The sequence below is a fragment of the Symbiopectobacterium sp. RP genome (genome assembly GCF_050472005.1).
GTDB lineage: Bacteria > Pseudomonadota > Gammaproteobacteria > Enterobacterales > Enterobacteriaceae > Symbiopectobacterium.
This window is the reverse complement of sequence record NZ_JBGOGS010000001.1, coordinates 1,523,263-1,542,537: the sequence shown is the minus strand read 5'-3', so window position 1 is coordinate 1,542,537 and position 19,275 is coordinate 1,523,263. Positions and strand designations below refer to the sequence as shown.

Annotated in this window: 24 protein-coding genes and 7 pseudogenes; 9 read left to right on the top strand and 22 right to left on the bottom strand. The window is 51.5% G+C overall.

Annotated elements, in window-relative coordinates; translation table 11 throughout:
* Window positions 1-240: 240 nt before the first annotated feature.
* Genes dcm through ACD630_RS10285 form a run of 3 tightly spaced genes read left to right on the top strand, consistent with a single transcriptional unit; the run spans window position 241 to window position 3,193 of the window.
* Window positions 241-1,482 carry a DNA (cytosine-5-)-methyltransferase gene (dcm, locus tag ACD630_RS10295; protein ID WP_430358986.1) on the top strand — a complete coding sequence of 414 codons (1,242 nt, stop codon included), beginning with the start codon at window positions 241-243 and terminating at the stop codon, window positions 1,480-1,482.
* Window positions 1,464-1,928, top strand: coding sequence for a very short patch repair endonuclease (locus ACD630_RS10290; protein ID WP_430358985.1), 465 nt, complete (start codon window positions 1,464-1,466; stop codon window positions 1,926-1,928). Before dcm ends, ACD630_RS10290 begins: the two co-directional genes overlap by 19 nt.
* Complete coding sequence (locus ACD630_RS10285; protein WP_430358984.1) at window positions 1,925-3,193, top strand: type II restriction endonuclease; 1,269 nt, start codon at window positions 1,925-1,927, stop codon at window positions 3,191-3,193. Before ACD630_RS10290 ends, ACD630_RS10285 begins: the two co-directional genes overlap by 4 nt.
* A gap of 184 nt (window positions 3,194-3,377) precedes the next feature.
* Here ACD630_RS10285 and ACD630_RS10280 read toward each other — a convergent pair whose 3' ends face one another.
* The 10 genes and pseudogenes from ACD630_RS10280 to ACD630_RS10235 form a co-directional block, all read right to left on the bottom strand.
* A complete protein-coding gene (locus ACD630_RS10280) occupies window positions 3,378-3,779 on the bottom strand; it encodes a phage integrase Arm DNA-binding domain-containing protein (protein WP_430358983.1) in 402 nt (133 codons plus the stop codon).
* Window positions 3,757-3,942: an excisionase gene (locus ACD630_RS10275; protein WP_430359962.1), complete on the bottom strand. Its 186-nt coding sequence runs from the start codon at window positions 3,940-3,942 to the stop codon at window positions 3,757-3,759. The genes ACD630_RS10280 and ACD630_RS10275 overlap by 23 nt, the downstream gene beginning before the upstream one ends.
* Window positions 3,943-4,113: 171 nt before the next feature.
* Window positions 4,114-4,275 carry a protease FtsH-inhibitory lysogeny factor CIII gene (locus tag ACD630_RS10270; protein WP_367273023.1) on the bottom strand — a complete coding sequence of 54 codons (162 nt, stop codon included), beginning with the start codon at window positions 4,273-4,275 and terminating at the stop codon, window positions 4,114-4,116.
* 75 nt (window positions 4,276-4,350) lie between these two features.
* Window positions 4,351-4,461, bottom strand: a pseudogene (locus ACD630_RS10265) (IS481 family transposase); the annotation flags it as partial.
* Between the two features lie 69 nt (window positions 4,462-4,530).
* Entirely contained in the window at window positions 4,531-5,061 is a 531-nt protein-coding gene (locus ACD630_RS10260; RefSeq protein WP_430359980.1) for a Rha family transcriptional regulator, read from the bottom strand.
* A 441-nt stretch (window positions 5,062-5,502) separates the two neighbouring features.
* Window positions 5,503-5,763, bottom strand: coding sequence for a hypothetical protein (locus ACD630_RS10255; RefSeq protein WP_430358982.1), 261 nt, complete (start codon window positions 5,761-5,763; stop codon window positions 5,503-5,505).
* Window positions 5,714-6,043 (bottom strand): hypothetical protein, encoded by a 330-nt coding sequence (locus tag ACD630_RS10250; protein WP_430358981.1) that lies wholly within the window; start codon window positions 6,041-6,043, stop codon window positions 5,714-5,716. Before ACD630_RS10250 ends, ACD630_RS10255 begins: the two co-directional genes overlap by 50 nt.
* 15 nt (window positions 6,044-6,058) lie before the next feature.
* Window positions 6,059-6,223, bottom strand: coding sequence for a hypothetical protein (locus ACD630_RS10245; RefSeq protein WP_430358980.1), 165 nt, complete (start codon window positions 6,221-6,223; stop codon window positions 6,059-6,061).
* A pseudogene (locus ACD630_RS10240) lies at window positions 6,220-6,507 on the bottom strand (lysozyme); the annotation flags it as partial. The gene ACD630_RS10245 and the pseudogene ACD630_RS10240, both read right to left, overlap by 4 nt.
* A gap of 386 nt (window positions 6,508-6,893) precedes the next feature.
* A pseudogene (locus ACD630_RS10235) lies at window positions 6,894-9,053 on the bottom strand (phage tail tape measure protein); the annotation flags it as partial.
* 104 nt (window positions 9,054-9,157) lie between these two features.
* Between ACD630_RS10235 and ACD630_RS10230 the strand changes: the two are divergent.
* Complete coding sequence (locus ACD630_RS10230) at window positions 9,158-9,460, top strand: hypothetical protein (protein WP_430358206.1); 303 nt, start codon at window positions 9,158-9,160, stop codon at window positions 9,458-9,460.
* 78 nt (window positions 9,461-9,538) lie between these two features.
* Here ACD630_RS10230 and ACD630_RS10225 read toward each other — a convergent pair whose 3' ends face one another.
* The 11 genes and pseudogenes from ACD630_RS10225 to ACD630_RS10175 all read right to left on the bottom strand — a co-directional run bounded on the left by ACD630_RS10225 (window position 9,539) and on the right by ACD630_RS10175 (window position 15,789).
* Window positions 9,539-9,811, bottom strand: a complete 273-nt coding sequence (locus tag ACD630_RS10225; protein ID WP_010615536.1) for a phage tail assembly protein — start codon at window positions 9,809-9,811, stop codon at window positions 9,539-9,541.
* 116 nt (window positions 9,812-9,927) lie between these two features.
* Window positions 9,928-10,221: pseudogene (locus ACD630_RS10220) on the bottom strand (phage tail sheath subtilisin-like domain-containing protein); the annotation flags it as partial.
* A 500-nt stretch (window positions 10,222-10,721) separates the two neighbouring features.
* Window positions 10,722-11,012: a hypothetical protein gene (locus tag ACD630_RS10215; RefSeq protein WP_430358979.1), complete on the bottom strand. Its 291-nt coding sequence runs from the start codon at window positions 11,010-11,012 to the stop codon at window positions 10,722-10,724.
* Window positions 11,013-11,014: 2 nt separating this feature from the next.
* Window positions 11,015-11,476, bottom strand: coding sequence for a Gp37 family protein (locus ACD630_RS10210; RefSeq protein WP_430358978.1), 462 nt, complete (start codon window positions 11,474-11,476; stop codon window positions 11,015-11,017).
* Complete coding sequence (locus ACD630_RS10205; RefSeq protein ID WP_430358212.1) at window positions 11,476-11,931, bottom strand: gp436 family protein; 456 nt, start codon at window positions 11,929-11,931, stop codon at window positions 11,476-11,478. Before ACD630_RS10205 ends, ACD630_RS10210 begins: the two co-directional genes overlap by 1 nt.
* Window positions 11,931-12,284 (bottom strand): capsid cement protein, encoded by a 354-nt coding sequence (locus ACD630_RS10200; RefSeq protein ID WP_430358213.1) that lies wholly within the window; start codon window positions 12,282-12,284, stop codon window positions 11,931-11,933. Before ACD630_RS10200 ends, ACD630_RS10205 begins: the two co-directional genes overlap by 1 nt.
* 3 nt (window positions 12,285-12,287) lie before the next feature.
* Window positions 12,288-13,226: a hypothetical protein gene (locus ACD630_RS10195; protein ID WP_430358214.1), complete on the bottom strand. Its 939-nt coding sequence runs from the start codon at window positions 13,224-13,226 to the stop codon at window positions 12,288-12,290.
* A 9-nt stretch (window positions 13,227-13,235) separates the two neighbouring features.
* Window positions 13,236-14,345 carry a peptidase gene (locus ACD630_RS10190; protein WP_430358977.1) on the bottom strand — a complete coding sequence of 370 codons (1,110 nt, stop codon included), beginning with the start codon at window positions 14,343-14,345 and terminating at the stop codon, window positions 13,236-13,238.
* A gap of 76 nt (window positions 14,346-14,421) precedes the next feature.
* Window positions 14,422-14,610, bottom strand: a complete 189-nt coding sequence (locus ACD630_RS10185) for a hypothetical protein (protein WP_430358597.1) — start codon at window positions 14,608-14,610, stop codon at window positions 14,422-14,424.
* Between the two features lie 77 nt (window positions 14,611-14,687).
* Complete coding sequence (locus ACD630_RS10180; protein ID WP_430358976.1) at window positions 14,688-15,260, bottom strand: hypothetical protein; 573 nt, start codon at window positions 15,258-15,260, stop codon at window positions 14,688-14,690.
* The gene (locus ACD630_RS10175) at window positions 15,247-15,789 is read right to left on the bottom strand and encodes a hypothetical protein (protein ID WP_430358975.1); all 543 of its coding nucleotides are present in this window, start codon (window positions 15,787-15,789) and stop codon (window positions 15,247-15,249) included. Before ACD630_RS10175 ends, ACD630_RS10180 begins: the two co-directional genes overlap by 14 nt.
* Between ACD630_RS10175 and ACD630_RS10170 the strand changes: the two genes are divergently transcribed.
* Entirely contained in the window at window positions 15,781-16,752 is a 972-nt protein-coding gene (locus tag ACD630_RS10170) for an IS630 family transposase (RefSeq protein ID WP_430358974.1), read from the top strand. The two genes, ACD630_RS10175 and ACD630_RS10170, sit on opposite strands and share 9 nt — an antisense overlap.
* Window positions 16,753-16,834: 82 nt before the next feature.
* Here the strand turns inward: ACD630_RS10170 and ACD630_RS10165 are convergent.
* A pseudogene (locus ACD630_RS10165) lies at window positions 16,835-17,110 on the bottom strand (transposase); the annotation flags it as partial.
* A gap of 163 nt (window positions 17,111-17,273) precedes the next feature.
* On the opposite strand from ACD630_RS10165, the gene ACD630_RS10160 reads away from it, so the two are divergent.
* From ACD630_RS10160 to ACD630_RS10145, 4 genes and pseudogenes are all read left to right on the top strand, one after another.
* Window positions 17,274-17,687 carry a hypothetical protein gene (locus ACD630_RS10160; RefSeq protein WP_430358973.1) on the top strand — a complete coding sequence of 138 codons (414 nt, stop codon included), beginning with the start codon at window positions 17,274-17,276 and terminating at the stop codon, window positions 17,685-17,687.
* A 153-nt stretch (window positions 17,688-17,840) separates the two neighbouring features.
* Window positions 17,841-17,996, top strand: a pseudogene (locus ACD630_RS10155) (IS1 family transposase); the annotation flags it as partial.
* Between the two features lie 63 nt (window positions 17,997-18,059).
* Window positions 18,060-18,998: pseudogene (locus ACD630_RS10150) on the top strand (IS5 family transposase).
* A gap of 15 nt (window positions 18,999-19,013) precedes the next feature.
* A complete protein-coding gene (locus ACD630_RS10145; RefSeq protein WP_430359979.1) occupies window positions 19,014-19,211 on the top strand; it encodes a hypothetical protein in 198 nt (65 codons plus the stop codon).
* Window positions 19,212-19,275 lie beyond the last annotated feature (64 nt).

Below are 19,275 nucleotides of genomic sequence, written 5' to 3'. Positions count from 1 at the left end.
ATATCAGGGCATTGGCTGTAATCATTTTTAAGTCGGTTGGCTATATCCAAATTTCTGGAGGCAGACCGCAAGACTAGAGCGCTGGGCATGGTGCTGGAAGAAAAGTGCCGGAGGAGGTTTTCAGAGAGTCATTGAACCTGTTGGTGAATTTGCTTTTTTACTTTAAAAAGATAATCCAGTGAGACATAATGTCTCAACTTTAACCAGGAGATAACAGTGGAACAATGCCAACAACTGGATATGCTTCGACAGGCAAGGGAAATATATTCACAAGGTAAAATTGCTGAAATGCTGGGGGTATCGCGCAGAACAGTGAGGAGGTGGGAGGCAGGGGAAACACAATGCCCTGTTATGGTTTCCCCTGCCCTTAGGGAGTTGTTAAGAAGAGGCATGTGTAATGCTTCTGCCAACGACTACCAGTTTACTTTCATAGATCTGTTTGCCGGGATTGGAGGAATTAGAATGGGCTTCGAATCTCAAGGCGGAGAATGCGTATTCACCAGTGAATGGAATGAATTTTCTAAAAAGACGTACATAGAGAACTATGGTAACAGTCACCGATTTGTGGGAGATATCGTTCCGTTTTCGGCCTCTGATGTACCAGACCATGACGTGCTTCTTGGTGGGTTTCCCTGCCAGCCATTCAGTATTGCTGGAGTAAGCAAGAAGAACGCGCTCGGCAGGCCTCACGGATTCGAATGTACGACGCAAGGTACCCTGTTCTTTGATGTGGCACGCATCATTGCGGCCAAACAGCCAAAGGCGTTCCTGCTGGAAAACGTGAAGAACCTGATATCTCACAACAAGGGGAATACCTTCTCTGTTATTTTGCAAACATTGCGTGATGAGCTTGGGTATGAGGTTCATTACCGGATCATCGACGGCAAGCACTTCACACCACAGCATCGAGAAAGGATTATTATCGTAGGCTTCAGGGGGAAAACTGATTTTTCGTGGAATGACCTTGAATTTCCTGATAAAAATATTCAATTATTGTGCATTCTGCATAAAAATGATGGTAGTGAACCACTGCTGGAATGGGATGGTGACCGTTTCTTTGACCATAAAAGCCAGTCTGTTCAGGCAAAGTATACGTTAACACCGAAATTATGGGACTACCTGCAGACTTACGCGAAAAAACACAGGGCTGCGGGTAACGGTTTCGGATTCGGTATGGTTTATCCGGACAGCGTTACGCGTACGTTATCCGCACGGTATTACAAGGATGGTTCGGAAATACTCCTGTGGCAAAAGGATAAAGTCAGGCCTCGCAGACTGACGCCAAGGGAGTGTGCGCGATTGATGGGATTTCCTGATAACTTTAGAATACCGGTCAGTGATACGCAGGCGTATCGCCAGTTTGGTAACAGCGTCGTCATGCCTGTAATGCAGGAGGTCGCCCGCATCATGATCCCGCATGTCAAGGTGCTGATCGCAAAAGAACAGGATGACAACCCAACTCCATGGTCATCGCGTTACTGATGGCCGATATTGTTGACAGGGCAACGCGTAGCAGGATGATGTCCGGCATACGTGGGGGCAACACCAGACCTGAAATGCTTGTGCGCCGCCTGCTTCATCGTCAGGGGTTCCGGTTCCGTATTCATGGCAGTGGTCTGATTGGCAAGCCTGATATCGTGCTGTCTCGCTACCATGCGGTAGTGTTTGTGCATGGGTGTTTCTGGCATGGACACGACTGCCCGTTATTCAAATGGCCTAGAACACGCCCGGAATTCTGGCGTGATAAGATCGGGCTAAACCAGAAAAGAGACAATCAGGTGAGAGACGCTCTTATGTCTGATGGCTGGAGGGTTGGAATCGTATGGGAATGTGCCTTGCGCGGCGCTGGAAAAGATATCTATGGAGTAGCGCAGGATATTGCTGACTGGCTTTATAGCGATGCCAGATTATTCGAGGCAAGAAGATGAAGTCAGGGTATTTGTCTGATTATTTTGAAGGTGTTGCAGCCAAGCGACTGCGTTCCGTTGAGGTTGATACAAGGTGCTCAAACCAGCACGAATACAATGCCACCAAAGCAATGGAAAAATTCCTTGGCAGGCCCGGTAAAAAAGTGCAAATCCCTGCCCGGTTTATCTATCTTAATGACGATGACGCAGGTCCTCTGGTCGAGGATGCTTATCTTACCTACGGTGATCGACGGGCAGGAACTGTTGATAATAGGACAGGAAAGCCCAGAAGCGAGTATCGCCTATATTTCCCCACAACAAATGTGTCACTTAATTCCAGTGAAGGTGATTTGCTGGTTATTGCCAAAAAACGAGATGGTAACCTTATTGTAATCGTCGCAGAAAACGGATCCAGTATTGGAAGGCAGATTGAGTGGCTTTTTGGATTTTCAAAATTGAATCATCCAGGCTTTTCAGCAAGGTCTGAACTGGAGACTGAGCAGGACAGGATAGCGTTTTCCGCCAGAGTTGTTTTGGAAAATATAGGTATAGTCGTTGAGTCTCGAACTGACAGCTGTCTGGATGAGATGCTGGAGAAATTCCCGGCAGGCTTCCCATCGACGCGCGAGTTTTCAGCATACGCCAGATCAACGCTAGCCGATATTCATCCGATCGACAACCCGGACTCGGTTCTCATGACATGGATGGAACGCGAAGAAATTCTTTTTCGAACGCTGGAACGGTATCTGATAGCGGACAAGCTGTCGAAGGGGTTTTCACCAAAAGGGAATGGTATCGTTGACACTGATGGTTTTTTGCAATTTTCCCTGTCGGTGCAGAACAGACGAAAAAGTCGCGTTGGGCTGGCCCTTGAGAACCACCTTGAGATTATTTTCAAAGAAAACGGCATTCGTTACAGCCGGGGCGTTGTAACCGAGAACAGATGCAAACCCGATTTTCTGTTTCCTAGCATTGTCGAGTACCGCGATCCGGATTTCGCCCATTTCAACCTGACCATGCTGGGTGTGAAATCGACATGCAAGGATAGGTGGAGACAGATTCTTTCCGAAGCTTCACGTATACCGGCAAAGCATTTGTTGACTCTACAGCCAAGTATCAGCGAAAACCAGACGAAGGAAATGGCCACTGAAAACGTTCAACTTGTTGTCCCTGCCTTGCTGCATTCCACATATTCGTCCGAACAACAGAAGTGGCTAAAGGACCTGAATACGTTCATTCTGATGGTCAGGGAAAAGCAGTCAGGGTCGGCTTTGTTGAATAAATAGATTTTATGCTGGCAGCCCAGTGAAACGACAGATCCTCGCAACGTAAAATCATGCAGTTAGGCATCATGAGAAAAGTGTACACCTGAGATGTACAAGCATTTTCAACCAAAACTGGCATGGAAAAACAGCATGATTACCTATTATTCAACAAAGCCGTCAGGGTCATGAATTTTATTAGTCGCGACTAATACAGATTAAGGAACGAGGCAATGTCTTTGGTTTCTACTTTCTGAATCTGAAGAGCAAATTCCCCTAAATGGGCGTTAACGGCTTTCAGGTATTTATGGTACTCGCTCATCGTTTTCGGCTTGAGTTTCCGTCCTTCGAGTATCGTCAGATAGCGTTCAGTCCATTCGCTAACTGTGGTCGCCTGTGTGTCGTTGATGCGGTCAACGAGCGGTGATGGTTTTGATGAGCCATAAATCGCCATATTAGCGGCGATGGCTTGTGTAATGGCCTCCTGTCGATGGCGGCCCAGGCCATATTCTTTTCCGGTGCGCGGGTCACGGTAGCAAAAATAGCCGCCGTTGCGCGGTTGCAGGTTTGGCGGCAAATCGCGGTTCTTATGGCTTCTCCGGCGTGCCATGTTTTATCCTCGATAACAGGGCGGGATGAAGGTAACCTGATGAGCGAAGGTTTTTATTCTGGGTGAGCTTGCAGGCATTTTCCTCAACCAGATACTCGCGCCCATCTCGTATCGGTGCGGGAAAAATCATTCCGCTCCTGACCAATCGCCTGACGGTTTCCATACAACGCGGGCGGGGTTGCCGCCGATTCCACTCGGATAAGGTGATGTATGCCATAATTGACCTCTGCTAAAATTAAGCCACTGCGCCGTTCGTCATGACGGCGGGCAGGCGGGGGAATGACCAATCGAAGAAATGCGGGGTGAAGGGGATTTCAGGCTGTAACAGCCTTGGTTAAGGTGCTGGGGCAGGTCGTAGAGGCTTGCCTTGCTGTTCGAGGATAGCGATAAGCTTTCGGTATCCGTTTCGCAGCCATTTAACCCATTTATCCAAGTGGGTTTCTTCCGGGTGATAGCTCCCCATGAGGGCAGCATGACCCGCGAATGCATAATTCATGGGGTGCTCCTGTGATTTGTACTAGCTCAGACCTGATCTAACAGTTACCGATTATTTATACAGGTGTCTGTCAGATTACATCTGGTTCAGATTCTTTTCTGCCCAGATCCGTTTTCCATCGAGTAAACTGGCCATCGGCGTACGCCCGCAGCACATTTTTCCCTGATGAGTTCGCTCATTATTGTATAGTCAACCGACTTAAAAATGATTACAGCCAATGCCCTGATATGTGAAAAAAAATACAGCTAATTGTTATCAAAATAATGTCGCTTGGCTATATCTGTCGCGAGCGTAGGATGTTGCACGCCAGCGGATACCTGATTGGCTTTTGTTGTGTAGCCAGTTGCGCTCAGCGAGCCAGCCGTTAACCTTTTGGGTATTGATGCCGTTGAGCATTTTGCAGAACTGGGTTGGGGTCATGCCCTCCTTGAACAAGCTCTTGATGTCGTGAATCTCGGCGGCCTGCTCTTTGTTGACTAGTACCAGTGCAGCTTCACTCTTTTTCGATTCCAGCAAGGCTTCTAGGGCGGAGATGTAGTTTTCCGGCAAGGCAGGTATAGCCGCCAGTTTTTCGAGGTCATGCCAGCGTTTGATAACGCGCATACGGTGAACAGCGCTGTAACCTGTGAGCAGGCACTCGGTATGGTCGCGATCGAGCAGATACTCAGTTTGTTGACGATTCATGGAGTCCAGATAGATGTGCTCAAAAGTGAGCGCATCTTCTCCGAGGTCTACGAGCATCTTCTCGATATCACGTTTGACGTTCTTATGTTGCTTCTCTGTCAGTTCGGCTTTGTTGAATAATAGTGAGTCATGCTGTTTTGCCAGCCAGTTTTGGTAGAAAATGCTTGTTACCTCAGGTTTACAGTTTTCTTATGAAGCCTAACTGCATGATTTTGCGTTGCGAGGATCTGTCGTTTCACCGGTGGTGCAGCATAAAATATGTTTATTCAACAAAGCCCCACAACTGTGTTGATCTGCTCCGATGATTACCCAAAAGTTCTATTTATTCAACAAAGCCTATGATGGGTATAGCACGTTGATTTGTAAATTCTTCATGACTGCATCAATCAATTTTGACTTGTCCCTTGATTGAAGAATTAAATTAAAATATCAATATATTGATATTAAATGAAATTATATTTATTGATATTTAATGTACCCGATTAAATACCCGCATCAATTTATACCTCCTGTACGGTTCTTTTCAGGATTGAAACCTGCTAATCACTCACAAGCATTTATAGCCGATTCTAATTCCTTCTCGTAGCCTATACGCTGGTGACGTTCTGCACGTAGCGCGCGCATCTGCTGATCGATGGGCGCGCCTATATTTAACTGGTCAACGGCAAAAGCCGGTTTTGATACCTCGGCAGTTTTGCACGGTACCGGCACAGGAACTTTAACCTCGACATAAGCAGGATCAGGGCGCGGTGTTTCACCACAACCCACCAGCACCAAAACACCCACCAGAATTACGCGATTCATTTCGAACGCTCCCGCCGTAGCTCATCATCAAACGCCGCTGACGCCGCCGCGCATGCTTCACCCATGGTTTGTTCAGACAGAACGGCATTCGCGGCGGCATACTCCGTTTGTGCCGATTTGCGGGCTTCCTCTTGTTTTGCTTTTGCACTGGCTTCGCAGGTTGGCTAAAAGTTTTAATGCCGCCACGCCGTTGTTTTGGGCTGATATAGCCAAGCGACATTATTTTGATAACAATTAGCTGTATTTTTTTGCCACATATCAGGGCATTGGCTGTAATCATTTTTAAGTCGGTTGGCTATATCGCCGCATCCTGCTGGCGCTTCTCCGTTTTGCATGTTGTCAGCAGCACATTGAGGTTATCAATGGTGGGTTGGTAGTGGTGCGCAGCCAGCCAGGCACCCGCGTCGACGATGGACGCCAGCGCTAACAGGAAAACAACAAGTCGCGTAGCCGTGTTCATTTATCCAGCCCCCAGCAGGTTAATTCAGATTCCTGCTCGCACCGTTCAATCTGCCCGTAACAGTTGTTTGAGCGGATACGGCAATCTTTCCCACCGTCCCAAATCCAGCGCTTAATTTCTTTACAGGCACCAATCAAATCGCCTGCATTTAATTTGCGGTAGAACGTTGATGTGAAGCAATTAGCCGGGCCGATATTCCAAGGACAAAATGAGGCAATGCAGACTTTCTGAGGTTCGTTGAGCGGCACTCTATAGCCAACCAGACCAGCGACCGTATCGAGCGCACCGGGCAGATGTTGACTCTCGCCCAGCGCAAGGCCGCGCAGGGTGTCCTGGGCATGGTCTATCATCGTTGCCGCCTCACCGCTCGCCCGCAGGAGCGGGATAGCGTCGGGTAAGGTGCCGGTAAGCTAGCGCAGCCAGGGTTGCGATTGCGCCAGTGGGGCGGCCACATCGCCGAGACTGGTCAGTACGCCGGGTACGCGGGTCAGCGCCGCCACCGGATTGCTTTTCATCTGGCGCGCTACCCGGATGACGCTGGAGGCGGTTTGTAGTGCCGATTGCGCCTGCCGGGCAAAGCCCACCGCCTGGCGCAGCGTCTGCCCCAGCCCCGACGCGGGCAAGGCCGCCATCCAATCGGACCCGGCAGTGCCAGCCCTGCGCCTGCCTGCAACAACGCCGCCAGCCAGTCGCGGGTCGCGCTGCGAGTTTTTGGGGTGGTGCGTCGGATACCGATTGCCGCCCCCTCAACGATATTGTCCCCAAAGCCCATAAAGACCCGAGAGGGGCTATGAATACCCAGCGTCTCGCTAAACCAGTTTTTGATACTGCCGCCAAACTCGGTGATACTCTCTCTCGCCGCGGTCAGCTTGCTGCGAATACCGCTGACCAGTCCCTCAATCAGGTTGCGACCGAAATCGGTAAAATTGGCGGGTAACTCAATAGTAAAATAGCGCATAACCCCCGCGAACGCCTTATAGAACAGCCCCACCGGCGACCAGCTGATAATCAGCGCCGCGACGCCACCGATGCCGCCGGAAAACGCCTGTTTGATATCCGACCAGCGGGCTTTGAACCAGGCGCTAATGGGCCCCCAGTAGCGATAAATCAGGAAAGCGCCGACAGCAATACCGGTGATCAGCAGCCCAATGGGATTAAGCATCAGTGCCCGACCAATAAACAGCACGGCACGTCCTGCTATCATCAGGCCACGCACCAGTCCGCCGCCGAGCACCGCCCCCAGACGCAACGCGCTGCGTGAGAGTCGGCCCATGAGTCCGGCCAGACGGCGAAGGCTGCCACCCTAGCTAAAGGTGGCAGACATCAGTAACCCGCCGCTGCGAACTGTCTGAAAGCCTTTCCAAAGCGAGATAAATGGAGTGGCAACCAGGTTTAACACCATTCGCACACCCAATAGCCCGATTTTAAAGGCCAGCAATCCCCCAACAACACCGGCAATGCTTTGCACAAGTTGAGGGTTAGCCTGAACCCAGCTGTTGATCTGAGTTATCAAGGGCACAACCGTATCGACAAATCCGACGACTTGCGGTGTGAGCTGCTCCCCGATACTGATCCCCAAATCACTGCTGGCGATCATCAATTGCTTCATTTTCTCAATGGGCAATGCCAGGCGACGGGTGAAATCGCCTGCCAGCACGTCGGTGTCGGCGGCGTTAAGGGCTTCAGCACGGATAGTGCGGTACTTCTCCATATTGGCCAGCATCGGTCGCACAAACGCCATCACCTGCATATCGGCGAACAGTTCACCCAACCCAAAATTTTGCTGAAGGGCCAATAACGCCTTATCGCGAGCCTTATCGTCTTGCAGCGCCATCGCCGATTTAAATTGTGCCAGGGCTTGCGGACTTTTTTGCGCCAAATAGGTTTGCAGGGTATTCATCATCCCTTCAATCGGCGAAATGCCATACGCTTTTTGCTGCATTAATGACTTTTCAATATCGATATGCACATCGGCAAAGCGTTTTTTTGTTTCTGGGGCATACAGTTTTTCGAGAAAATTATTAAAATTATTCGCCGCTTTATCTGAACTACCCGCCCCAATTTTTGCCACCTGTAAGGCTGCCACCATCTCCGCAACGGCCTCCTTACCCTGGGCTACATTCGCCATTTGTGGGGCTAAATCGGGTAACCACTTCACCTGGTCAGCCATTTCAAACGATCCCGCTTTACCACCATAGGTCATGATGTTCTGTACGGCGGCGAAATCTTTGGCGGCGATGCCCAGCGACTGTTTGGTGGTAAAGGCGGCTTGCGCCCACAGCTCTGCCGGGGTTTTTGTGGCCGTGGCCGCGCGGGCAATACTGGGCAGGTAGGCGCGGAGATCATCTAAATCATCGATATTATTGCCAATCAGTGAGCTGCTTGCTGCCTGTAAATCGTCCTGGGTCTGAGTGTACTGCAGGCTCCAGGCACGAATATCCTTGCACAGTGCGTCGCGGGTTTTCGTGTTAAAGCCCGCCGTGATCGCCATATCGATCATGTTGTCCTGAAAGGACATGTACTTTTTTACTGACGGCTGAACGGCACCATAGGCCGCCCGAGCCATGCCGTAGCTCTCCAGTCCCTGACCGTAGATGTTCATGCGATTATCACGCAAGGCGGTGGCGGTGGCGCGTGTCAGGCGTGCCTGCTGACTTTCCAGTCGGGACAGGGTATGGCCAACGCGGGTCAGTTCACCGTTCAGGCGGCGGGCGGCATCTCCGTCAATGTCGCCGTATCGGCTAACCGCCCGCGTCAGCGATGCCTGACGCTGCTGTAGTTGGGTGGTCGCAGAACTTAGCCGTTCCAGTGCCCGTTGGGAATTCCCCATAACAGCCCGGAACGTGCCGTGCAGGGCGGCGGAGACGACAACACCAATTGAAAAACCACTCGCCATAAGGGTAAACTCACTAATAATGAATAAGGAGGGCAACCATGGAAACGCGTCTTAACATCTATAACGGGCTGATCGGTATGGTGGTGGCGGCATGTTACTGTTATGGCCTGTACTGGGTAATAGAGCCCATGGTGGCCAGAAGCGAGTCATGGATAACCATTTTTATGATGTCCGGCATCGCTACAGCGGTGATTGGCCTGGGTTTAGCCCTTCTCGCGTTCTGTTTTGGCCCCTTTATCGCACTGGCTTTTTTCGCCGCTGAAGGTTTTTTTCGCTTTCTTTTTTGGACTGTTCTCCGTACAATTTCACGCTTTATCTGTTCGCCCGCTTCCTTAAGGTAGCCCTCAAATTCCTCTACCGGCAGTCCGTCAATCTCACTGGGCTGCCAGCGAAACCACCTCGCCAGTAACGCCTCCGCCTTACGCAGTTGTCCCGGATACTGTATCCAGCCCCGCAAAGCCGCGAAATCGGCCATGCAATGCCTGGTAATCCGCCAGATCCATCTTGTCCAAATCTTCCGGTAACAGCCCGGTCATGCTGGCAACCAGCAATTCATCCAAATCTGATGGGTCCTGACTTTGCTTGCGTACCTGTTTCATGTCGCGCACGGTCAACCGACGCACGGTGACCTGGGTCAGCATCTCGCCGTTGGCCAGCGGATAGGGAAAACGCAGGGGGTAAGTGTCGTGCATAATAAGCTCCTGGGTTGAGAGGATTTCTTGACCCTGACAGTCTGTCCCCTGGCGCGGTCAGGGTCTTTTAAACACCATTAAGAATGGTGGGATAACTTTTCGATCGTCGTTGACTAGCACAGACGAACACGCTCGGAGGCGGTGTTGAAGTTGATGGTGCCAGACGATCCGCGACCGGCGATAGCCTGCGCAAAGGTGGTGCCAATCGGCGCATCCACATAGGCGATGGCCTTGAGCTTGTCGGCATAGGCCGCCAGCTCGGTGGTGGCCGAGGTCTGGGTACAATAGACTGGTGCAATCAAAATTTTGGCATCATAGCCCAGCAGATTATAAACATCGTCGAGTACCTTGATGCCGCTCCGTCGTCCGGCGGTATCGATACTGCCCAGAATATCTGCCGCCGTGACCTGACCGGTATCCAGATGATCGTAGCTGGCGATACAGGCTTCGCCTGCCGGGATAGCGCCGTTGGCTTGCCGTGTTAGCGTACCGCTCACCGGCTCAAGCCGATAATCCGTCTCTCGCCGATACGTAGTTTGGCTATCAGCACTTTTCAATACCAGTGCGCTCACGTACCCATAGCGAAGGTGGGCACGTTGATGCTGTGCATCAAATTTCAGCTCGCTTTCATCCACGTGCTGGGTGTGCCGTGTTGGATCCAGTACGTTGATAACCACCACCGTACCTGCCCCATGATCGTAAATCGCCCCCAGCGCCTGCGGTATCGTAAAACCGTCGATTTCCGGGCCAAACTGGGCGGCGTCCTTTTCTGACAGGCATTGTATCGGTTGATTCACCGCGCCCGTCGGGGCGGTGCCCATCAGTCCTATCACTGATGATTTGACGGCACGTACCGGACGGGGGCCGCGCTCGACCTCAATGGTTTCCGGGCCGTGTACATAGGGATCGCTCATGCTTTTTCTCCCTCCGTGCCCGGGCTGTCTGTTTTACGCTCGCCCGTCTTCTCTGGCGGCGAGGGGGTATTGGCGGGGCGGGATTTCACCGGACGCGCCGCCGGTTCAAGGTAGACCGGTTGCGCATCCAGGCGCATCAGATAGCCGAGGCACACCAGTGTCTGGGTGTACTCATGATCTTCCGGCATTTTCACTTCCCGCCCCGGCCAGAGCAGGACTTCCTGCAGCACCTCGCCGGTACGCAGGGTGACGCCACTGGGTGGGCCGTCATAACGAAACAGGGCCATCTTTATTGCTCCTCAGGGTTTATCTGGGTTAACGGGGGATTGTCTTCGGGGCTGTCGTTCTGGATAAAGACCGTCACGGTCTCAACAGTGAGCGCGTATTGCCACAGCCCCTCGGTCTGCCCCAAAAAGACCTCCTCGACCAGCCAGATATCACGCTGGCAGTCGGGTGGACGCCAGCCGCCCAGACACTGGCGCACCAGGTCAAGTACCGCCACCGCGCCGTCTTTGCCGTTAAGCTGCCTCACCACCACCGTGGCGGTCAGTCTGACGGTCTGCGGCTGAATAACCACGCCGATATCCTGCGTCTGGCCAAAGCGGGATTTGCCGTAGCTGACCAGCACAGCCCCGTGCGGATGATTCAGGCGGAACTGCTCAGGCCGTTCGGGGAAAAAATCCACATGCAGCCCCGGCAGCTGAAGGCGCAGTCGTTCAACCACCGCGCTCAGTAGGGTACGGGTATCCATTAGTAGCGCTCCAACAGGCCATCAGAGCCACCGAACTGCCGTTCCCGGCTGCGGACACGGTATTCCCCCGGCTCGGGCATATCCTTCTGTGTTGCCTGAATGCCCAGCGTCAGCTTGCCGTCGCGCAGCGCCACCAGGGTTTTCTCGGTAGCGCGGTAGCTTTCCTTGACCGCGTCCGGCAAGTCACCCTCAGGACTGCGGCGATAGAGGGCATGGCACACCAGATTCAGCGCCAAATCCTTAAGGACAGTAGGTAACTGCGTCAGCGGCAGGGTATAGCGCCCGCGCAGATGCGCATCAATCAGCTCGACCGCATACCGGATAGCCTCATTAACCACCGTTTCATTAACCACATCCGGTAGCGCCTGGCCTATCACCATCCCGTCCTGCGTCAGCTCAATCAGCGTCTGGCGGGGAATGACCGCCGCCACCTCATCAGGTGTGCAGTAATCCATCAGATACCTCGCACCATGCGGATAAGCTGACCTTCGGCAGTGGCCGCATCCAGCGCCGCCCCGACCGTCGAGGCCGGTAATGCGCCTTTTTCCAAAGCAGACTCCGGGATAACCCGACCCTGGTCATCGGATTTCAGTAACTCGCCGACACTGATGGCACTACCGGCCTCGACCGCCATAATGCCCAGGACATTGACCGGCACTGCATCGCCTTTTTTGCCTGCGATGTCAGCCACACCGAGTTCGGTACCGCTGCCTTTGAAAACCTTGCCAGATAACCCGACCAGTCGGTGCTGGGTTAACGCCTCGGCGGCAATCATTGTGGTGGTCAGTACCACCTGTTGGGTCACCATGACTCAGGCTCCTTTTACGTTGGTGATAAGATAACCGGCATCACTGCCTACCACTGCCACCTTGTAGATATCGGTGTAACGCACGTTCACCACCTTGCCGCCGACACTGTCGAACTTGTCGACCATCGGCATACCCTGACGGCGGAAGGTGTAACCGAACGACGGCTCGTGTTCATCGGCGCTGTCGCCGCTGGTCTGTGGCCCGGACACGTAATGCAGCATCACGTTGTCCTTCCACAGGTCGGAGACCTTTTTGCCGTCCTCGGCGATCGCCCGTGGCGCGCCGACCAGCACCTTGTCCACCTGGAACAGGTCCTTGAGGATCTCCTCGGTGATGCGCTTGCGCTCATTGGCACCGATGGCAGCCTGCAGCGCCGGGTGGAACCGCAGCAGGGCCATCACGGATGCACCAAGGGTGATCACGTTCGGACGCAGGCCGATGTTCTGGCGAACAACTTCCATGCCACCTTCAATATCCTTGAGGGGGTTGCTGTCCCTGGCTCCCCAACCGGTAGCGGCGGTGAGTTTTTTGACGGCATCCGCCGGGTAGATATTGATGCTCTGCGCCAATTCGGCGGCATACACCTCACGGCGCAGCTCAATGCCATTGGTGGCGCGGCGTGCGGCCTTGGCTTCCTCGTTGAACATCGACTCCGCCCGTTCCCGGTAATCTACGGGAGCGGCCAAATCATGTTCATCCAGCACGATATCCATCGCGTCCTGCTTTTCGCGGATCATGATATTGCTGTCGGCCCCCACGGCGCGCTGGGTTTCATACACCGCGAACACCCCTTTACCAAAGGTCGGCACTTTCGCCCCTTCCTTTTCCATATGGACCACTGGGAACAACTGCTCGCCGATAAAGGACGCGTTCCTGTAACCGCGCCCCACGGTGGTCAGTACCGGGTCAACGACGCGCTTCCCCTTGAGATAATCAGACATACTTTCTCCTTACAGGCAGCGCTTGACCGCCGCTTCATAGCTAATGTTTTCAGACGTCGCCAGGGCCTGCGCTTTCTGGTGCAGGGCCAGTTTGACGGGATCGGCATCGGCAAATTCTGTCGTATGCACGGTCGGCGAGCGGCGGTCTTTGGTCGCCACCTCACTGAAGTCAACCAGGGGTGCCGCACTTTTCAACAGAGAGCGAAACGCTTCGCCAAGCGGTTGAGTGATACTGCCTTCGGTATAACTGACCGGCTCTTCGCCGGCATCGGCGAAATTGAGCATCGCCACCATGACGCTCCGGGCGGCAGGGGCCAGACGCCCGTGGGTGACCAAATCGTCGGCGAAGGCGGCATTGGCGTGGTGCACCGCTTGCTGTCGCGCCTGACTGTCGGCCTGGCGACGGGCGTCAAACTGACGTTTCAGGTCGGCGTTCTGCTGCGTCAGGCGCTGCTTTTCTTTCTCATCCACGGTGTTGTCCTCAGTGTTGGGTGGAAGGATCGCTGCCGGAGCAGCAGTGGAAAATTCGGTAAACGCGGGGCGTGATGCAGACTCAATCTGGGCAGCGTCCCGCAGTGCGTCGATTTGCCAGCCGGGGATGACCTCGTCGGCAGCTTCACGACCAAATTTCTCGATAAAGAAGTCACGCAGTCGGGCGAACATTGACGCACTGGTGGTCAACCCCCAGTCGGCAAATTCGACCACGCCCTCTTCTGCCTTGGCAAATGAGGCGGTTTTGAGGCCCTTGATAGCGGGCGGCTGTGCACCCAGGAATCCCACATGGCGCAGATAATAGATGCCGGGTTTCGGGTTACTGGGGGAATCAGGGGTGTAGAAGGAGGAGGATATCTTCTTGAATCGCTTGTTGGCCACCAGTTCGGCAAACGCCGGGTCGACTTCGTGCGGCTCTGCCAGTACGTCACGTCCCTGTGTGCTCAGGCGCTTTACCCAACCGTAAGCCGGGTCATCGGTACGCGAATGCTCGACCACGATCGGGGCCTCGTGCAGCGACGGATCGTAAGCCTGAACCATGTCGCCGATCATTGACTCACTGAAATCGATCTTGCGGCCATGCATATCCGTATGTGTGCCCGCTTTAAAAATATGGAGTGTGCTCATGTCCCCTCCGGTCAATAGCATAGGTATCTACACATCATAAAGGGTTAAAAACCACCATAGCGAAGTGGGCAAGTTCTTACGGGGTATAGTCTGCTAATAACGTCAAGGTATTTAGCAGGATGGATAGTCCGGCAAGCAGCGCTGGGGCGCTTTCTTTACGCCCTCGTTTTTGTTGTCGTCCGGATAATCGGCAAATTAACTGACGGGCTGCCGCATTGTCGTCTCCTTCAGCGCGTTGCAGCCGCCATACCAGCACACATGCCATGCTAGCTATCAATAACCTGCGTAGCAGGGCACCAGCACTGCGCTGAAGCCATTTTTCTACATCATGAGCGGCACCTTTCAGTAGCTTAAAAAAGGATTCAATACCCCAGCGCCAGTAATACCAGCGAGCGACTTCCGCGCTGGTGATCTCGTTGCTAACGTTTGTGAGCAGCGTCCAGTGTCCGATAAATTTACCGTGATATCGGTAAGGCGAACCACAACTAATCTGAGTGTCAGAGCTACGCCTGGCTGAACTTTTACTCGCCGTCCTGTGCTCTTGTCTTTCCGCTTCGGTTTTGCTATTCGCGTTATGATCACGGATGTTTCCCCGATCTCCATATTGGCTTTTTTCCCTTTCCAGCCAACCTGTCCGTTTGCGATAAATGGCAGATCGTCTGCAATTTCACCAATTTTACGGGTGTCACCGCCCCACTCGGCCCGATGCCCTTCCTTTCCCCGGATAAGCCAACATATTCCCTGGGAGCTTAATGTGCGCATATGCCCGATAGAGTCACCTTCACGGTCAATGAGATGAACTAACTTCTTCCCGGTATCAAGAGACTCAACGCGGGCGATATAGCCAAACGACTTAAAAATAATTACAGCAAATACCCTGATATGTGGCAAAAAAATACAGCTAATTGTTATCAAAATAATGTCGCTTGGCTATATCAGCCGTCAAAGCATCCATATGAGTCAGAGTCTCAGACAAGCCCTCGGTTAGCATTGAACGACAACCCGCCCTATCGGTTAGAGTTTGAGACAGGGGCTCTATTGGTAAACCATTTGCAGCATCAAGCAGTAGGCTGGTTTGTAGTTCATAACCGACGTCGCCACCATGTGTCATTTTCAAACGTTCTTCTTTCCCATTGTGGGTACGAAACTGTAAATGAGACCAGTCGTGAACAACGGGAGCGTATGGATGCGGGCTAAGTGCAACCTGCCGGAGAGCCAGCGAAATAATCGGTTCATTGAGCTGACTGAAGCTAATACGTTCATTATTAAAAAAACGCCAAACGGCCTGAGTAGTGGCGAATGTTGTTTTCTGCGCGCAGGCAAGGTCTTTAACGGCTGACGCCAATGGTGCTGGGGGAGTCATGTGTTGGTTAACCAGACGCTGATAACGCCGGTTAAGGCGGGCATCAATCCCGCCGATGGATAAGTTGAGATCATGCAGCAACGTAATAGCAGATATTGCAAAAGATGTGTAGATACCTATGCCTCCGAAAGCTGGAGCTCTGCGATGATTGCGCAAGCTCTGCGTCTGCACGAAACGACGGTAAACCAACATATCAACGATTACGTCAACACTCGCAAACTTAAACCTGAAAACGGTGGGTCTGCAAGTCGGCTTTGTGCTGAAAAGACTGCGATCTTAATTAGCTATTTATCTCAACATCTCTTCCATCATACCCACGACATCGTGGCTTATGTCGAACATCGCTGGGCTATCCGATTCAGTATTCCCGGCATGAACAAGTGGTTGCACCGTCATGGTTTCTCCTACAAAAAACCGGCGGGCGTACCCCATAAATTCAGTGAAAAAAATCAGAAGCATTTCATTGAATATTATGAGAATTTAAAGAAAACAGCCGGCAATAAGCCGATTCTGTTTATCGATGCGGTTCATCCGACACAAGCCACAAAGCTCAGTTATGGATGGATACGAAAAGGGCATAAAAAGTCAGTTAAAACAACGGGAAGTCAAACCCGTCTGAATATACTGGGTGCGCTGAATCTGAGCGATATCGGCGGTACGGTTATTCACGATTACAAAACAATTAATGACTACAATATTGCTCGTTTTTTCATTGAGATACGCAAACGTTACCCTGATTACCGACAGAGAATCCATGTAATACTGGATGGTGCGGGTTATCACCGAACCCAATTGATTAAGGATTGGGCCTTTGTCGTGAACATAGAGCTTCACTATTTACCGCCTTACAGTCCGAATCTGAACGCGATAGAACGCCTGTGGAAAGTGATGAATGAGCATGCACGGAATAATCGCTATTTTGAAAACACCCGCGATTTTCGGGATGCAATATTCAATTTTTTCACCAATACGCTACCAGAAATAGCGGACTCGCTGACGTCCAGAATTCACGATCGTTTTCAGGTGCTCAAACCTGCATCTTGAGGTTTATTGGGTATAGCAATGGTGAAACTGGGCTGCATCCGCTTGTTTTACCGCCGGTTACGCAATTAAGGGACACAGCCTAGTCTGGGTAGTACAACGACAGCCCCATCAGCTTAAAAATCGAGTCAACGAAGCCCTGTAATGCCCGGAGCGACAGGTTAAACACCCGCTTCATCATCAGAACCGTGGTAATAGCCATATCGGTGTAGTGAAGCGGTCGGCCACGACCTTCAGGCTCTGCACGGTCAGTCCATGCAGCAACGGCTGTCTCATCGAGCCATACCGTAAGAGAGCCACGCAGCCTTAGTGCTTTGTTGTATTCAGGCCAGCTGGTGATTTTGAACTTTTGCTTTGCCATGGGAACACGATGCTGAAACGACTGTAGAGATCAGATCCGCCAATCACCTAAAAGTTCGATTTATTCAACAAAGCCTTTCAATGATCGTTGGTTTGAATATCCTAAACTAACTGCTAATATATTGGCTAGAGTTATTCAAGATCACAATAAGCAGGATACGAAAATGAAAAGCTCGAACTGGATTGCTGGGGTGTTAGTTGCGTCAACTATCATTATGACTGGATGTACTTCTTATTATCCGGTACAGCTGCGTCAGCAGCAGTTAAACAACAGCTACACGTATTATAAGCTTGATCCCCCTCTTTATGCAGGCGATGTCGTTCAATACAAACTAAAAAATGGCAGTCATGACACTATAACTATCCAGAGTATCAAGCCCCAGGGGCTGATCACGAGTTCAGGGCAATTTATCCCATATGAGGATATGGTCTCATTTGAGCGAAAAGATATTTCCAAAGGTAAAACGGCAGCCGCAGTAGGAGCTGGGGCTGCCGCTACTGTAGTGGTACTTGCTACCGTGTTTGCTATTACACTCGGGGCTGGCTTTGCTGCGATGATTGCTGGAACGGGAAGTTGAAACGAAATGGAGCGCTCACTACGGTAGACATTGAGCCGTTACAGGTTCGCTTCACGCCGTATCACGGCAAGTAGGGGCTCTGTCGCATTATTTGATCGTGTATTCAATATGTTGATTGCAATGTAAAATATCCGGTTTTGGATGTGGAATACAGTGGCTAAAGTTGATGTAAGATGCCCTTTTTGTGAACAGACATATCCTGTGAAAAAACACGCTTATGGCAAAAGTGGCCATCATCGTTACCGTTGTCAGCCATGCAAACGCACCTTCCAGCTCGATTATGCCTATCGTGCCTGTCAACCGGGAATATTAGGATGTGTCCCTTAATTGCTTGAGCTATAGTATCCATCTGTTTCTACGACACTTTTGATTATGGCTCGCTACGATCTTTCTGATGAAGCATGGGCAATCATTGAGCCCTTGTTGCCAACCGTTTTGACATCTCCGCGGACCGGCCGGCCGTGGGCAGAACACCGAAAAATCTTCAACGGCATGTTCTGGATACTGCGTTCAGGCGCACCATGGCGTGATTTACCTGAACGTTACGGCCCATGGAAAACCGTTTATAATCGTTTCAACAGATGGTCAAAGTCTAGAATCATTAACATTATTTTCAATAAGTTACTTTCATTTCTTGATGCTCATGGACTTGTTGACTGGTCAGCCACTGCGCTGGATGGCAGTAATATCCGTGCGCTCAAATGTGCGGCTGGCGCTCAAAAAAACATCTCGATATAGCCAACCGACTTAAAAATGATTACAGCCAATGCCGTGATATGTGGCAAAAAAATACAGCTAATTGTTATCAAAATAATGTCGCTTGGCTATATTACCAACGATAATAGCTTGGGTCGCTCACGAGGTGGTTATGGCACCAAAATCCACATGGCGACTGACGGAAGCGGCATCCCGCTAAACATCGTACTGAGTGCTGGGCAGGGTCACGAAAGCCTGTTTACGTTACGACTCCTGGACGGAATTGGCGTGCAACGCCGGAACGGCAGCATGAAGCGTCGTGGCCATGCAGTACTGGCTGACAAAGCCTACTCTGGGAATGCACTACGTAACGAGTTGAAAAAAAGAGGGATAAAAACGGTTATTCCCCGAAAATCAAATGAAAAACTGGCTTCAGATGGACGCTCGCAACTTGATCGTGATGCTTATCGCCGTCGCAACGTTGTGGAAAGGTGTTTTGGCCGTTTAAAGGAATATCGACGGATCGCCACACGTTATGAAAAAATGGCAAGAAACTATCTAGCAATGGTGAAACTGGGCTGCATCCGCTTGTTTTACCGCCGGTTACGCAATTAAGGGACACAGCCTAAAATACCTAACAGGATAAGAGAGCGGGAGAAGTTATTTAAGCGCTTATACCGTGAAGGGCTTAAGCGCGCAAAACGCATCCAACGAACCGGTTATTTATCAATGCGGCTATGTCGCTGCTGGCGCATGTTATCTAAAGATAACGGTCAGAGTTGGAAAACCATGAGTCACGCGACATACGATACACAAATAACACAATAATAAGAGCCTGTACACGAGATTGTGTAATTGCCTGATTTTGATATGTTCAATCCAACATCAAAAG

What these genes read in the sequence shown, in the direction of transcription:
- ACD630_RS10230 (WP_430358206.1), top strand. Translation starts at nt 9,158, where the DNA reads ATGGAAACGCGTCTTAACATCTATAACGGGCTGATCGGTATGGTGGTG.
- ACD630_RS10225 (WP_010615536.1), bottom strand. Translation starts at nt 9,811, where the DNA reads ATGCACGACACTTACCCCCTGCGTTTTCCCTATCCGCTGGCCAACGGC.
- ACD630_RS10290 (WP_430358985.1), top strand. Translation starts at nt 1,464, where the DNA reads ATGGTCATCGCGTTACTGATGGCCGATATTGTTGACAGGGCAACGCGT.
- ACD630_RS10160 (WP_430358973.1), top strand. Translation starts at nt 17,274, where the DNA reads ATGAAAAGCTCGAACTGGATTGCTGGGGTGTTAGTTGCGTCAACTATC.
- ACD630_RS10190 (WP_430358977.1), bottom strand. Translation starts at nt 14,345, where the DNA reads ATGAGCACACTCCATATTTTTAAAGCGGGCACACATACGGATATGCAT.
- ACD630_RS10280 (WP_430358983.1), bottom strand. Translation starts at nt 3,779, where the DNA reads ATGGCACGCCGGAGAAGCCATAAGAACCGCGATTTGCCGCCAAACCTG.
- ACD630_RS10270 (WP_367273023.1), bottom strand. Translation starts at nt 4,275, where the DNA reads ATGAATTATGCATTCGCGGGTCATGCTGCCCTCATGGGGAGCTATCAC.
- ACD630_RS10195 (WP_430358214.1), bottom strand. Translation starts at nt 13,226, where the DNA reads ATGTCTGATTATCTCAAGGGGAAGCGCGTCGTTGACCCGGTACTGACC.
- dcm (WP_430358986.1), top strand. Translation starts at nt 241, where the DNA reads ATGCTTCGACAGGCAAGGGAAATATATTCACAAGGTAAAATTGCTGAA.
- ACD630_RS10275 (WP_430359962.1), bottom strand. Translation starts at nt 3,942, where the DNA reads ATGGAAACCGTCAGGCGATTGGTCAGGAGCGGAATGATTTTTCCCGCA.
- ACD630_RS10255 (WP_430358982.1), bottom strand. Translation starts at nt 5,763, where the DNA reads ATGAATCGCGTAATTCTGGTGGGTGTTTTGGTGCTGGTGGGTTGTGGT.
- ACD630_RS10185 (WP_430358597.1), bottom strand. Translation starts at nt 14,610, where the DNA reads ATGGCATGTGTGCTGGTATGGCGGCTGCAACGCGCTGAAGGAGACGAC.
- ACD630_RS10250 (WP_430358981.1), bottom strand. Translation starts at nt 6,043, where the DNA reads ATGATTACAGCCAATGCCCTGATATGTGGCAAAAAAATACAGCTAATT.
- ACD630_RS10200 (WP_430358213.1), bottom strand. Translation starts at nt 12,284, where the DNA reads ATGGTGACCCAACAGGTGGTACTGACCACCACAATGATTGCCGCCGAG.
- ACD630_RS10285 (WP_430358984.1), top strand. Translation starts at nt 1,925, where the DNA reads ATGAAGTCAGGGTATTTGTCTGATTATTTTGAAGGTGTTGCAGCCAAG.
- ACD630_RS10170 (WP_430358974.1), top strand. Translation starts at nt 15,781, where the DNA reads ATGCAGCAACGTAATAGCAGATATTGCAAAAGATGTGTAGATACCTAT.
- ACD630_RS10215 (WP_430358979.1), bottom strand. Translation starts at nt 11,012, where the DNA reads ATGGCCCTGTTTCGTTATGACGGCCCACCCAGTGGCGTCACCCTGCGT.
- ACD630_RS10245 (WP_430358980.1), bottom strand. Translation starts at nt 6,223, where the DNA reads ATGAACACGGCTACGCGACTTGTTGTTTTCCTGTTAGCGCTGGCGTCC.
- ACD630_RS10205 (WP_430358212.1), bottom strand. Translation starts at nt 11,931, where the DNA reads ATGGATTACTGCACACCTGATGAGGTGGCGGCGGTCATTCCCCGCCAG.
- ACD630_RS10210 (WP_430358978.1), bottom strand. Translation starts at nt 11,476, where the DNA reads ATGGATACCCGTACCCTACTGAGCGCGGTGGTTGAACGACTGCGCCTT.